This window comes from Streptomyces sp. NPDC026575 (assembly GCF_055567415.1).
Genome location: NZ_JBVHQM010000002.1, coordinates 133755 through 146484 on the forward strand (window position 1 = coordinate 133755; position 12730 = coordinate 146484).

Genomic DNA, 12730 nt, shown 5'->3' on the forward strand with positions numbered 1-12730 from the left:
GGGCGTAGGGGGCCGGACATCTCATGAGCAGTACCACCAACACCACCACCATCGGCACCATCGGGGCCCCGAGCCGCCGCAACACCGAGCTGGCCATGCTGGTCTTCGCGGTGCTCATTCCGGTGTTCGCGTACATCAACGTCGGCCTGGCCAAGGACGGTACGGTGCCGGCCGGCGTGCTGGGCTACGGCCTGGGCCTCGGTCTGCTGGCGGGCGTCACGCACCTCGTCGTGCGCAAGTGGGCGCCGTACGCCGACCCGCTGATGCTGCCCATCGCCACCCTGCTCAACGGCCTGGGGCTGGTCTTCATCTGGCGGCTCGACCAGGAGCCCTCGCTGGGCAAGGCGATGGCGCCCAACCAGCTGATGTGGTCCACGCTCGGTGTGGCGCTGTTCCTCGGCATCCTGATCTTCCTCAAGGACCACCGGGTCCTGCAGCGCTACACCTACATCTCGATGGTGGTCGCGCTGGTGCTGCTGGTCGCGCCGATGTTCTTCCCGGGCGTGAACGGCGCGAAGATCTGGATCACGATCCCCGGCCTCGGCTCGCTCCAGCCCGGCGAGTTCGCGAAGATCATCATCGCGATCTTCTTCGCCGGCTATCTGATGGTGAAGCGGGACGCGCTGGCGCTGGCCAGCCGCCGCTTCATGGGGCTCTACCTCCCGCGCGGCCGCGACCTCGGCCCGATCCTGGTCATCTGGGCGCTGAGCCTGATGATCCTGGTCTTCGAGACCGACCTGGGTACCTCGCTGCTGTTCTTCGGCCTGTTCGTCGTGATGCTGTACGTCGCGACCGAGCGGACCAGCTGGATCGTGTTCGGCCTGCTGCTCAGCGCCGGCGGCGCAGTCGCGGTGGCCTCGTTCGAGTCGCACGTCCAGACCCGTGTGCACAACTGGCTCAACCCGCTGGAGCTGCTCAACGGCGGTGTCACCGAGACCGCCCAGGCCATGTACTCCTTCGGCTCCGGCGGCATCCTGGGCTCCGGCCTGGGGCAGGGCTACTCCCGCCTGATCCAGGGCATCGCGCCGAAGAGCGACTACATCCTCGCCACCGTCGGCGAGGAGGTCGGGCTGGCCGGTCTGATGGCCATCCTGATGCTCTACGGCCTGCTGATCGAGCGTGGTATCCGTACCGCGCTGGCCGCCCGTGACCCGTTCGGCAAGCTGCTGGCCGTCGGCCTCTCCGGCGCCTTCGCGCTGCAGGTCTTCGTCGTCGCCGGCGGTGTGACGGGCCTGATCCCGCTGACGGGTATGACGATGCCGTTCCTCGCCCAGGGTGGTTCCTCCGTGATCGCCAACTGGGCGCTGGTGGGGATCCTGCTCCGGATCAGCGACACCGCGCGCCGCCCGGCGCCGGCCCCCGCCCCGTCCACCGACGCCGAGATGACCCAGGTGGTCCGCCCGTGAACAAGCCTCTGCGCCGGGTCGCGATCTTCTGCGGCCTGCTCGTCCTCGCCCTGCTCGTCCGCGTCAACTGGGTGCAGTTCGTCAACGGCGACGAGCTCAAGAACGACCCGCACAACCGGCGGGTGGCCATCGAGCGCTACAGCACGCCGCGCGGCAACATCATCGTCGACGGCAAGGCGGTCACCGGCTCCACGACCACCGACAGCGGCGACTTCAAGTACAAGCGGACGTACAAGAACGGCAAGATGTGGGCGCCGGTCACCGGCTACGCCTCGCAGGCCTTCGACGCCAACCAGCTGGAGAAGCTCAACGACGGCATCCTCACCGGCACCGACGACAGGCTCTTCTTCAGCCGCACGGTCGACATGTTCACCGGCAGCAAGCAGAAGGGCGGTGACGTGGTGACCACCCTGAACGCCAAGGCGCAGAAGGCCGCCTTCGACGGCCTGGGCGACCAGAAGGGCGCGGTCGCCGCGATCAACCCCGAGACCGGTGCGATCCTGGCGCTGGCCAGCACCCCGTCGTACGACCCGTCCACCTTCGCCGGGATGAGCGACAAGGACGCCAAGGCCTACCTGGGGCTGCAGAAGAAGAACAACCCCGACGAGCCGATGCTCAACCGGGCGCTGCGCCAGACCTACCCGCCGGGCTCGACCTTCAAGGTCGTCACGGCCTCGGCGGCCCTGGAGAACGGTCTCTACAACGACGTCGACTCCAAGACCGAATCGCCGCTGCCCTACACGCTGCCCGACACCACCGTGCAGCTGAAGAACGAGGGCAACATCCCCTGCGAGAACGCCAGCCTGCGCGAGGCGCTGCGCTGGTCCTGCAACACGGTGTTCGGCAAGATCAGCGCGGACCTCGGCAACAAGAAGATGAAGGCCGAGGCCGAGAAGTTCGGCTTCAACGACGCCAAGATCGACACTCCGGTCCGCGCCGCGGAGAGCATCTTCCCCACGGACAACCGGCCGCAGAACGCGATGGCCGGCATCGGCCAGGCATCCAACCGCGCCACCCCGCTGCAGATGGCCATGATCGCCTCGGCGGTCGCCAACGGCGGCAAGCTGATGAAGCCGTACATGGTCGAGCAGCTGGTCGCCCCGAACCTCAACGTGGTGCAGCAGCACACGCCGCAGGAGATGAGCCGGCCGCTCTCGCCGGAGAACGCGCAGAAGATCCAGAGCATCATGGAGACCGTGGTCCAGAAGGGCACGGGAACCAACGCCCAGATCCCGGACGTCACAGTCGGCGGTAAGACCGGTACCGCGCAGCACGGCGAGAACAACAAGGACAACCCGTACGCCTGGTTCATCTCCTACGCGAAGACCGACAAGGGCACCCCCGTCGCGGTCGCCGTCGTCATCGAGGGATCCGACACCCTCCGCGACGACATCGCCGGTGGCAAGCTCGCCGCGCCGGTCGCGAAGCGCGTCATGGAGGCGGTACTCGCAGGCGAGAAGTGACTCGGGTCATGCCCATACCGGTCATATATCAGGTTGCGGCTCTGACCCGATCCGATGTGGCGTGCCGGGTACGGTAGCCCGGACAGCACACCGCCGGACCACACACCGGTGCGGTCGGGACTGACGGAGAGGGCTGGAGAAGCTTATGGAAGAGCCGCGTCGCCTCGGCGGCCGGTACGAGCTGGGCTCGGTGCTCGGCCGCGGTGGCATGGCCGAGGTCTACCTCGCGCATGACACCCGCCTGGGCCGCACCGTGGCTGTGAAGACGCTGCGGGTGGATCTCGCCCGTGACCCGTCCTTCCAGGCCCGGTTCCGCCGTGAGGCCCAGTCGGCCGCCTCGCTGAACCATCCGTCGATCGTCGCGGTCTACGACACCGGCGAGGACTATGTCGACGGGGTCTCGATCCCGTACATCGTCATGGAGTACGTGGACGGCTCCACCCTGCGCGAGCTGCTGCACTCCGGGCGGAAGCTGCTTCCCGAGCGCTCCCTGGAGATGACCACCGGCGTCCTCCAGGCGCTGGAGTACTCCCACCGGGCCGGCATCGTCCACCGCGACATCAAGCCGGCCAACGTCATGCTGACGCGCACCGGCCAGGTCAAGGTCATGGACTTCGGTATCGCCCGCGCGATGGGCGACGCCGGGATGACGATGACCCAGACCGCGGCGGTCATCGGCACCGCGCAGTACCTCTCGCCCGAGCAGGCCAAGGGCGAGCAGGTCGACGCCCGCTCCGACCTGTACTCCACCGGCTGTCTGCTCTACGAGCTGCTCACGGTCCGGCCGCCGTTCATCGGCGACTCGCCGGTCGCGGTGGCCTATCAGCATGTCCGCGAGGAGCCGCAGAAGCCGAGCAACTTCGACCCCGAGATCACGCCGGAGATGGACGCCATCGTCCTGAAGGCGCTGGTCAAGGACCCGGACTACCGCTATCAGTCGGCCGACGAGATGCGCGCCGACATCGAGGCGGCGCTGGAGGGGCAGCCGGTCGCGGCGGCCTCCGCCATGGGTGCGGCCGGCTTCGACCAGGACCAGCCGACCACGATGCTGCGTCCGCAGGATCCGGCGGGCCAGACCTCCATGCTCCCGCCGATGAACGCGGACGACGGCGGCTACGGCTACGAGGACCGTGGCGACCGGCGGCGCGGCGGCGGCCAGAAGAAGAACCACACCTCGACGATCCTGCTGGTGCTCGCGGCGGTGCTCGTCCTGGTCGGTGCGATCTTCATCGGCAAGGCGATGTTCAGCGGCGGCAACAAGAGCGGCGAGACGACGGTGCCCAACCTCGTCGGGAAGACCCTCTCGGAGGCCAAGGACTTCGGGGTCAACGGCGGCTTCAAGGTCGCCCTGGGCGGCCGGAAGGCCTGCGACAACGTCAAGAAGGGCCAGGTCACCGAGCAGGACACGGCCCCGGGCGGCGACATCAGCAAGGGCGAGACGGTCACGGTCACACTGTGCTCGGGGGGTGTGAAGGTCACCGTTCCCGATGTGACCGGCTACACCTTCGCCAAGGCCAGCTCGATGCTCACCAGCAAGGGCTTCAAGAACGTCACGCAGGAGGCGAAGGTCACCGACGAGGGCAAGCCGGGCACGGTCATCGACCAGGACCCCGACCCTCAGAGCGAGGCCGCCAAGAACGCGAAGATCACGCTGTTCGTCGCCCAGGCGAGCCCGAAGACGACCGTCCCGGACGTGAAGGGCAAGGACGCCGCGGCGGCCGAGAAGCAGCTGCGGGACCTGGGCTTCGACGTCAGCAAGACCGAGCAGGAGACCCCCGACCCGAACCTGGTCGGCAAGGTGATCGGTCAGAGCCCTGAGGGCAGCACCGAGGTCAAGAACGGCTCCACGGTCAGCCTCACGATCGGCAAGGCAGCGGCGCAGAAGCCCGTGCCGCAGGTCGTCGGCCGGACGGTCAAGGAAGCCAAGCAGGCGCTGAAGGAGGCCGGCTTCAACAACATCCAGTTCGCCGGGGGCAGTTCACCGGAGGACAACGCCCGGGTGCTCAGCCAGGACCCGGCGCCGAACACCCCGTCCGACCCCGCTTCCACCACCGTGACGCTCACCACCATCGGCGGTGGCGGGAACGGCAACGGCGGCAACAACGGCGGCGACGACGGCGGCGGCTTCTTCGGCGGACCGTTCGGCGGCTGACAGCCGACTTCCCTGACGGGACATCACAGCGGAGCCCCGGCAGCCCTTGAAGGGCGGCCGGGGCTTCGTCGTTGCGCGGCCGAGGCGGTTCACCAGAAGCGACTTGCCCTCACTCCTGACGGGCCGTAAGTTCGGTCTGGCATTCGAACAGCCATAGGGGGAAGATTCTTGAACAAGCTCACTCGCCGTGCCGGTTCCGTCGCCGCGCTCGCCGGCATCACGCTCGCGCTCGGCCTGGTCAACGCCGGGTCCGCCGCCGCTTCGACGCCGTCCGGCTGCTCCTCGGTGCGGCAGGTCGGAGCCACCAAGTATGTGAAGTACAAGGGGAAGCCGGCCGCTTCGGTCAAGCAGTACCACGGCTGCGGAAAGATGTACGGCTACCTCTTGATCTGGGATTCCTTCCGCAAGAACCACACGTGGAAGTACGCGTCCATCTCCGTCACCACGCCGGATGGGTCCGCCCATGGCATGGTGTTGAAGAACCGCCCGGCCTACGAGATGTGGAGCAAGGGCTACGCCACGACCAACTGCACGCAGGCATTCGGCCGTGTCCAGTTCGGAGACGGGGCCAACACCGCGTATGCGCAGACCGGCACGGTCTGCTGACCGCGGCATCGCGCACCGCGTCCGTGGCGGCTCTCTCCGGAGGGCCGCCACGGTCGTATTCAACTGCCGGGCGGGTCAGCCCAGTTCCTTCGGCGGTGTGCGGTCCGCGTCGACCTTTTCCGTGCGGACCAGTTCGCCCCAGACGATGTAGCGGTAGGTCGAGGTGTAGACCGGGGTGCAGGTCGTCAGGGTGATGTAGCGGCCCGGCTTGCGCTTGCCGGACTCCTTGGGGACCTTGTTGAGGACGTCGACGTTGTACTTCGAGGTCTGGGGGAGCGTCGCGTAGACCTTGTAGACGTACCAGGTGTCCTTGGTCTCGAAGACGATCGGGTCGCCGTCCTTGAGCTTGTCGATGTTGTGGAACTTCGCGCCGTGGCCGTCGCGGTGCGCGGCGAGGGTGAAGTTGCCCTTCTCGTCCTGAGGCAGCGCCGACTTGACCGGCTTGGTGTAGTAGCCGGCTACCCCCTCATTGAGGACGCCTTCGGCGGTGCTCTTCTTGACCAGCACCTCGCCGTTGTTCATCGCCGGTACGTGCAGGAAGCCGATGCCGTCCTTGGTGTCCAGCTCCCCCGGCCCCTTGGGCCCGCTGCTCGCCCAGTGCTGGCGTACCTGGTCGCTCTGCTTGTGCGCCTCGCGGTCGGCGAGGACGTTGGTCCACCACAGCGAGTAGGCGACGAAGAGGCCCATGACCAGGCCGGCCGTGATCAGCAGCTCGCCGATGACGCTGACGACGGAGGCGATGGTCCGGCGTACCCGGCGCCGCGGCTTGGGTGGCGGCGCGAACCGGTCGCTGTCCTCGTCGGTTCCGGTTGCAGTCACCGCGTAGTACCCCTTTTGTGTTCGCTCAGCCGGCGAGCGCTTCCGGTTTGCCCTTGCTCCGCGGCCGCTCGTCGACCATCTTGCCCCAGACGATCATCCGAAAGGTACTGGTGAACTCCGGCGTGCAGGTCGTCAGGGTGATGTAGCGCCCCGGCCCCGTGAATCCCGAGCCGGGCGGTACCGGACCGATGACGCTGGTGTTGCTCGGAGACGTCTGCGGGAGGATGCTCTCCATCTCGTACGTGTAGTACGAGCTCTGCGTCTCGACGATGATCTTGTCGCCCTTGGTGAGCTTGTTGATGTACCGGAACGGCTCACCGTGCGTATTGCGATGGGCCGCGACCGCGAAGTTGCCCTTCTTGTCCCAGGGCATCGCCGTCTTCAGCCCGCTGCTCTTGCCGTAGTGCCCGACCATGCCGTGATCCAGCACACTGGGCTTGTCGATGCCCTCGGCGATCGGCGCCTTCACATCCAGCTTGGGGATGTACATGATCCCGAAGCGCTCACCGGCCGCGAGGTTCTTCTTCTCCCCTCCGCCCTTGTCCCACTCGTGCTGGAGGTTGTTGGCGGCGCCGCCCGCCTCCTGTTCGGCCATCACATTCGTCCACCACAGCTGGTAGGTGACGAAGAGCAGCATCAGGACGCCGAGGGTGATGAACACCTCGCCCAGCGCGCGGCTGACGATCAGGCTGGGGCTGTCCTTGGCGGCGCGGGCGGCCCGTCGGGCCTCCAGCCGGGAAGTGGGAGCGGAGGCCGGTTCAGAGGCCGTCCCTGAGGCCGCTGGGGCGGCGTCCGCATCGCCGCGCCGGCCACGCCTGCCGCCTCGCTTGGCGGCCTCCTGAGCGGCCTTACGCCGGGCCGCACGGCCCCCGGCCGCCGTGGTGGACACCGACGTCGCTGTTTCACGTGAACCAGCGGTGTCGGTTTCACGTGAAACGGTGCCCCCGCCGCGCTGCTCGGCCTGCCGCAGCGCCATGGTCTCGTCGTCCGGCCCCTGCGCGGCGGGCGAGGCGGCGGGCCCGGAGACGGACGGAGCGGCGGACGGAGCGGCGGACGGCGTCGGCGTCGGGGAGTACGGGGCGTGCCCGGCCCGGGCCCCGGGGACCCGGCCCTGCCGCTGGGTCTGCCCCTGCCTCGGGCCCTGGCTCGGACCCTGGCTCGGGCTCTGCCCCTGGCTCCTGGCCGCGGACTCGGCCCCGAAGGGCCGCGGCCCCCGGGGAGCCGGGGGTGCCGCCGGGGCCTGCCGTTGCGGCGCCTGCGGCGGCGTCTGCTGGGGCATCTGCTGCTGCGCCTGCTGAGGCCGGAACCACGGTGAGCCCGGCAGTCCCTCCTCCGCCGGCTTGCCCCGCCGGCGCCCCCGCCCCGGCTGGTCGAGCAGACTCGGCGTGGGCGTCGGGGAGGGCGGGGACGCGGGTGCCGGCGTGGGCGCCGCCGCCTGCCCCGGCAGCGGATCGTTCAGCGGGTCGTCGAGCTGCCCCACCGCCGCCTCGAACGTATCGGGGCGGCCGTACGGGTCCTGCGACCCGTGCGGCTCCTGCGACGCGTACGGCTGTTCCGGCTCGTACGGGTCGTAGGGTCTCCCTTCACGCTCGGGGCGCAGGGCGGTCACGCGCCGGCCTTGCCGACCACCGGGGCGAGCCCCGTCGAGCGCTCCACAGCCCCCTCGTCGCCGCACTCGACGAGCCAGTTGGCCAGCATCCGGTGCCCCCACTCGGTCAGTACCGACTCGGGGTGGAACTGCACACCCTCCACCGGCAGTTCGCGGTGCCGCAGGCCCATGACGATCCGTCCGCCGGGGACGTCCTCGGCCTCCGTCCAGGAGGTGACGATCAGTTCGTCGGGGACGGTGTCGGGCTCGACGGCCAGTGAGTGGTAGCGGGTGGCGGTGAAGGGCGAGGGCAGACCGGAGAAGACGCCGACGCCCTCGTGGAGGACGGGCGAGGTCTTGCCGTGCAGCAGCTCGGGCGCGCGGTCCACCACACCGCCGTAGGCGACCGCCATCGACTGCATGCCCAGGCACACGCCGAAGACCGGGACGCCGGTGTCCGCGCAGTGCCGGACCATCTCGACGCAGACGCCGGCCTGCTCGGGGGTGCCGGGGCCGGGCGAGAGCAGCACCCCGTCGAAGCCGTCCTGGGCGTGCCGGGGCGCGACCTCGTCGTTGCGCAGCACCTCGCATTCGGCGCCCAGTTGGTAGAGGTACTGGACGAGGTTGAAGACGAAGCTGTCGTAGTTGTCGACGACAAGAATCCGTGCGGTCATCGGACGGCTGCCATCCCTTGGTCGACCGTGACGTCATTGAAGGGCAGCAGCGGCTCCGCCCACGGAAAGACGTACTGGAAGAGCACGAAGACGATCGCCAGCACGAGCACCAGGGAAATCAGCGCCTTGACCCATGTGTTGCCCGGCAGATGCCGCCAGATCCAGCCGTACATGCTGTCGCTGTCCCCTTGCCGATGCCGATGACGATGTCGATTGCGACACCAGAGTAAGGGGCGAGGGCGGGGGCAGGGGGGTCAGCTCGTCAAAGCCGATGGCCTTCCCTGTGCCACGGGTTGGGTGGAGTCGAGGTGTGCCCAGGCGATCAGCCGGTGGCTGTGTCCCCATTCCGGTTCGCAGGTGGTCAGTGTGAGGTAGCGCCCGGGGCCGTTGAATCCGGACTTGCGCGGTACGGGGTCGATCACGCCGATATCGCCGGGCAGTGTGGTGTAGGGCCGGTTGTCGATGCGGTAGGTGAACCAGGTCGTGCCGTCGGTCAGCACCACGGCGTCGCCGGGCCGCAGCCGCGGGAAGTCCTTGAAGGGGTCGCCGTAGGTGCGGCGGTGGCCGGCGACGGAGAAGTTGCCGACCTCGCCGAGGCGGGCGGTGCGCGCGTAGTGGCCCAGGCCCCGCTTGAGGACGTCGGTCCCGGTGCCTTCCAGTACGGGCTTGGCCCAGTCGGCGCCGAGGCGCGGGATGTACATGACGGCGAAGGAGCCGCCCGGCACATAGCGGCGGGGCCGCGGGGCCTGAGCGGGCTCATCGGCGGCGGGATCGGGGCCGGGCTCGGTGGCCGGCGACGCCCACTGCTGCTGGAGCCTGCCGATCTCGCCGTCCATGGCGCTGTCGGCCCGTACGCCGGTCCAGAAGAGCAGGTAGACCACGAAGAGGACGATCAGCGCGCCGACCGTGACGCAGATCTCGCTGAGCGTCCGCACGATCCACCGCAGCGTCATCCGGCCCCGCCCCTCCCCGCCGTCCCGCGGCGCGCGGGCTACGGCTTCACAGGCTGTGCGTAGTGGAGATCCACTGTGCCGGAGTAGCCGGGAAGAGTCATCGCCTCGTGCTGGTCGACTTTCCAGCCCAGTCCGTAGGCGTTGACGTACTGCAGGTAGTTCTGGATGGCGGGGGAGGCGGTCAGCGCGTTGTTGAGCGCCTCGCGGTCGCCGACGGCGGTGACCTTGTACGGCGGGGAGTAGACCCGGCCCTGGAGGATCAGGGTGTTGCCGACGCAGCGCACCGCGCTGGTGGAGATCAGCCGCTGGTCCATGACCTTGATCCCCTTGGCGCCGCCCTGCCACAGGGCGTTCACCACGGCCTGCAGGTCCTGCTGGTGGATGACCAGGTCGTTGGGCTGCGGCTCGGGAACGCCGGGGATCTTGGCGGTGGCGTTCGGCGGGGCGTCGGTGAGGGTGACGGTCACGCCCTGGCCGGACAGCGGCTTGGTGCCGGCGCTCTTCTCCAGCGCCTTGAGCTTGGCGTCCTCGGCCTTGGAGCTGCCGTTGTCGCGCTGCGCGAGGGCGTCGACCTCCTCGCGCAGGGTGGCGTTGCGGTCGTCCTGGGCGCCGTTTTTGTGGCTGCGTTCCTGGATGAGGTCGGACAGCCGCAGCATGGAGTCGTCCGAGCGTAGATTGGTGCCACGCGCGGTGTCGAAGCTCAGCCAGAAGAGCAGCCCGGCGAGCGCGAAGACGATCAGGGTGAGAAGCCGTACGGGCCGCAGGCGCAGGCGGACGGGGCGGCCGGAGGAGTCAGCGGAATTACTCAACGTACCCTTACTCCTTACGACGCCGCGGAAGCACTACGCTAACGGACGCCCGGGAAAGGAATCCGCTCCCCATCGCGTCCACAGCCCGGCGCACACCTCGTACCTCCCCCGCGCGGACAGGTCAGCCGCTCGAGCGACGTCGAGAGTGGGGGAGCAGCACATCGACAGGAGAGTTCCTCGTGCCGAAGTCACGGATCCGCAAGAAGGACGACTTCACGCCGCCGCCGGCGAAGACCACCAACCTGAAGATGGCCTCGGGCCGTGGCTGGGTGGCGCCGCTGATGCTGGCGATGTTCCTGATCGGGCTCGTGTGGATCGTGCTGTTCTATGTGTCGGAGGGCGATCTGCCGATCGGCGCCATGGGCAACTGGAACATCGTCTGTGGGTTCGGCTTCATCGCGGTGGGCTTCGGCGTATCCACGCAGTGGAAGTAGCGCAAGCCCTGCCCAAGGCCATCCACACAGTTATCCACAGCCGGGGAAAACTTCAGAAGATCTGTGGATAACCCTCTGAACGTTGACGCCGGTGTGATCGGCGGCACCCGCTCCTGACCTTCGCCTCCCCCTGTCCTTGCTGGGGAAACGCAGGTCAGGGCGGCGTGGAACACCAGTTCCGCACAGCATGCACAAGATCGGCCACGTACTGTGGACAACTTGACGGGACGGGCCTCTCAGCCGACCAGCTGAAGGGTCCGTACCCACACCACCGCGCCGATCGCGAGCAGCGCCACCGCACATGTCGCGAGATGGACCGCGTTGCGGCGGTCGCGCGGTGCGTGCACCATCCCGAACGCCACCGCGGCGCCCACCACCAGGCCGCCGACATGCGCCTGCCAGGCGATATGCGGCCACAGGAACGTGAAGGCCAGGTTGAGGCCGAGCAGGATCAGCACCGGCTTCATGTCGTAGCGCATCCGCCGCATCAGCACCGCGGTCGCGCCCAGCAGCCCGAAGATCGCGCCGGACGCGCCCAGCGAGGGCTGGTTCTGCGCGGCGAGGAGGTACGACAGGGCGCTGCCGCCCAGACCGGCGAGCATGTACAGCACGATGAACCGCAGCCGGCCGAGCGCCGCCTCCAGCGGCGGCCCCAGCCACCACAGCGAGAGCATGTTGAAGGCGATGTGCGGGATCTGCTGATGCAGGAACATCGCGGTCAGCAGGCGGTACCACTCGCCCTCGGCGACGCCGACGAGTTGGTAGCGGCTCGGGTCGAAGGCGAGCCCCAGCAGGTCCAGGCGGCCCACCAACTCGTCGCCGGTCGCCAGCACGGCGAGGAAGACGGCGGCGTTGATGCCCAGCAGGATCTTGGTGACCAGCCGCGGATCGGCCGCGATGGTGCCGCCCGCGATCGTGCGCGGCGCCGTCGCCCCCGGCGCATGGCCGGTCCCGCTGCCGCTGCGTACGCACTCCGGGCACTGGAAGCCGACCGAGGCGCTGACCATGCAGTCCGGGCAGATCGGCCGTTCGCAGCGGGTGCAGCGGATACCGGTCGGGCGCTCCGGGTGGCGGTAGCAGCCCGGCAGGCCGTCGTCGCCCCGGGCGTTCTGCGGCTCCTGCGGGCTGCCTGGCACCTGGTCCATCGGTCCCCTCGTCCTCTTGCTGTGTGCGGGGCGCGGCACACGCCCCGGAGGCGTCAAACACACCGCCCCGCCCGGAGTACGACCGGGCGGGGCGCAATGGTTCCCCGGACCCGGCCGGGGCACAAGACGCGGCTCAGCGGGTCTCGATGACCACGGACTCGATGACCACGTCGTTGACCGGGCGGTCGGTGCGCGGGTTGGTCTGGGTGCCGGCGATCGCGTCGACGACCTTCTTGCCCGCCTCGGTGCTGACCTCACCGAAGATGGTGTGCTTGCCGGTCAGCCACGCGGTCGGCGAGACGGTGATGAAGAACTGCGAGCCGTTGGTGCCCGGGCCGGCGTTGGCCATGGCCAGCAGGTACGGCTTGTTGAAGGCCAGGTCGGGGTGGAACTCGTCCTTGAACTCGTAGCCGGGGCCGCCGGTGCCGTTGCCCAGCGGGTCGCCGCCCTGGATCATGAAGCCGCTGATCACGCGGTGGAAGACCGTGCCGTCGTAGAGGCGGTCCGTGGACTTCTTGCCGGTCGCGGGGTGGGTCCACTCCCGCTCGCCGTTGGCGAGCTCGACGAAGTTCTTGACCGTCGTGGGTGCGTGGTTCGGCAGAAGCCGAATCTCGATATCGCCCTGGTTCGTCTTCAGGGTGGCGTAGAGCTGCTCGGCCACGATCAACCTTCCATAAGTCT

The 12730-nt window shown here is 68.7% G+C and carries 13 protein-coding genes; 5 read left to right on the forward strand and 8 right to left on the reverse strand.

Annotation, left to right across the window (positions count from 1 at the left end; genetic code table 11):
- Positions 1 to 23: 23 nt before the first annotated feature.
- The 4 genes from ACZ4NB_RS02935 (at position 24) to ACZ4NB_RS02950 (ending at position 5627) form a co-directional block, all read left to right on the forward strand.
- Positions 24 to 1406: an FtsW/RodA/SpoVE family cell cycle protein gene (locus tag ACZ4NB_RS02935; protein ID WP_393485708.1), complete on the forward strand. Its 1383-nt coding sequence runs from the start codon at positions 24 to 26 to the stop codon at positions 1404 to 1406.
- Positions 1403 to 2869, forward strand: a complete 1467-nt coding sequence (locus ACZ4NB_RS02940; protein ID WP_467657889.1) for a peptidoglycan D,D-transpeptidase FtsI family protein — start codon at positions 1403 to 1405, stop codon at positions 2867 to 2869. The genes ACZ4NB_RS02935 and ACZ4NB_RS02940 overlap by 4 nt, the downstream gene beginning before the upstream one ends.
- A 145-nt stretch (positions 2870 to 3014) precedes the next feature.
- The gene (gene pknB / locus ACZ4NB_RS02945) at positions 3015 to 5021 is read left to right on the forward strand and encodes a Stk1 family PASTA domain-containing Ser/Thr kinase (RefSeq protein WP_467657890.1); all 2007 of its coding nucleotides are present in this window, start codon (positions 3015 to 3017) and stop codon (positions 5019 to 5021) included.
- A 168-nt stretch (positions 5022 to 5189) separates the two neighbouring features.
- Entirely contained in the window at positions 5190 to 5627 is a 438-nt protein-coding gene (locus ACZ4NB_RS02950; protein WP_467657891.1) for a hypothetical protein, read from the forward strand.
- Positions 5628 to 5702: 75 nt separating this feature from the next.
- On the opposite strand, the gene ACZ4NB_RS02955 is transcribed toward ACZ4NB_RS02950, so the two are convergent.
- The 6 genes from ACZ4NB_RS02955 to ACZ4NB_RS02980 form a co-directional block, all read right to left on the reverse strand.
- Positions 5703 to 6446, reverse strand: a complete 744-nt coding sequence (locus ACZ4NB_RS02955) for a class E sortase (protein WP_467657892.1) — start codon at positions 6444 to 6446, stop codon at positions 5703 to 5705.
- 25 nt (positions 6447 to 6471) lie between these two features.
- On the reverse strand, positions 6472 to 8055 hold the full coding sequence (locus tag ACZ4NB_RS02960) for a class E sortase (RefSeq protein ID WP_467657893.1): 1584 nt from the start codon (positions 8053 to 8055) through the stop codon (positions 6472 to 6474).
- Positions 8052 to 8708 carry an aminodeoxychorismate/anthranilate synthase component II gene (locus ACZ4NB_RS02965; protein ID WP_467657894.1) on the reverse strand — a complete coding sequence of 219 codons (657 nt, stop codon included), beginning with the start codon at positions 8706 to 8708 and terminating at the stop codon, positions 8052 to 8054. The genes ACZ4NB_RS02960 and ACZ4NB_RS02965 overlap by 4 nt, the downstream gene beginning before the upstream one ends.
- Positions 8705 to 8881: a hypothetical protein gene (locus ACZ4NB_RS02970; RefSeq protein ID WP_384424213.1), complete on the reverse strand. Its 177-nt coding sequence runs from the start codon at positions 8879 to 8881 to the stop codon at positions 8705 to 8707. The genes ACZ4NB_RS02965 and ACZ4NB_RS02970 overlap by 4 nt, the downstream gene beginning before the upstream one ends.
- A gap of 81 nt (positions 8882 to 8962) precedes the next feature.
- Complete coding sequence (locus ACZ4NB_RS02975; protein ID WP_467657895.1) at positions 8963 to 9661, reverse strand: class E sortase; 699 nt, start codon at positions 9659 to 9661, stop codon at positions 8963 to 8965.
- 38 nt (positions 9662 to 9699) lie between these two features.
- A complete protein-coding gene (locus ACZ4NB_RS02980; RefSeq protein WP_467657896.1) occupies positions 9700 to 10470 on the reverse strand; it encodes a DUF881 domain-containing protein in 771 nt (256 codons plus the stop codon).
- Positions 10471 to 10649: 179 nt separating this feature from the next.
- On the opposite strand from ACZ4NB_RS02980, the gene crgA reads away from it, so the two are divergent.
- Positions 10650 to 10904: a cell division protein CrgA gene (gene crgA / locus ACZ4NB_RS02985; RefSeq protein WP_393485723.1), complete on the forward strand. Its 255-nt coding sequence runs from the start codon at positions 10650 to 10652 to the stop codon at positions 10902 to 10904.
- 236 nt (positions 10905 to 11140) lie between these two features.
- Here crgA and ACZ4NB_RS02990 read toward each other — a convergent pair whose 3' ends face one another.
- Together ACZ4NB_RS02990 and ACZ4NB_RS02995 are read right to left on the reverse strand one after the other, a co-directional pair.
- Positions 11141 to 12049, reverse strand: a complete 909-nt coding sequence (locus tag ACZ4NB_RS02990; RefSeq protein WP_467657898.1) for a rhomboid family intramembrane serine protease — start codon at positions 12047 to 12049, stop codon at positions 11141 to 11143.
- 133 nt (positions 12050 to 12182) lie between these two features.
- Positions 12183 to 12710, reverse strand: coding sequence for a peptidylprolyl isomerase (locus tag ACZ4NB_RS02995; RefSeq protein ID WP_384424218.1), 528 nt, complete (start codon positions 12708 to 12710; stop codon positions 12183 to 12185).
- Positions 12711 to 12730 lie beyond the last annotated feature (20 nt).

Bases quoted from the DNA above. Each gene is read 5' to 3' on its own strand.
- ACZ4NB_RS02935 (WP_393485708.1), top strand. From the start codon at position 24: ATGAGCAGTACCACCAACACCACCACCATCGGCACCATCGGGGCCCCG.
- pknB (WP_467657890.1), top strand. From the start codon at position 3,015: ATGGAAGAGCCGCGTCGCCTCGGCGGCCGGTACGAGCTGGGCTCGGTG.
- ACZ4NB_RS02965 (WP_467657894.1), bottom strand. From the start codon at position 8,708: ATGACCGCACGGATTCTTGTCGTCGACAACTACGACAGCTTCGTCTTC.
- ACZ4NB_RS02970 (WP_384424213.1), bottom strand. From the start codon at position 8,881: ATGTACGGCTGGATCTGGCGGCATCTGCCGGGCAACACATGGGTCAAG.
- ACZ4NB_RS02975 (WP_467657895.1), bottom strand. From the start codon at position 9,661: ATGACGCTGCGGTGGATCGTGCGGACGCTCAGCGAGATCTGCGTCACG.
- ACZ4NB_RS02990 (WP_467657898.1), bottom strand. From the start codon at position 12,049: ATGGACCAGGTGCCAGGCAGCCCGCAGGAGCCGCAGAACGCCCGGGGC.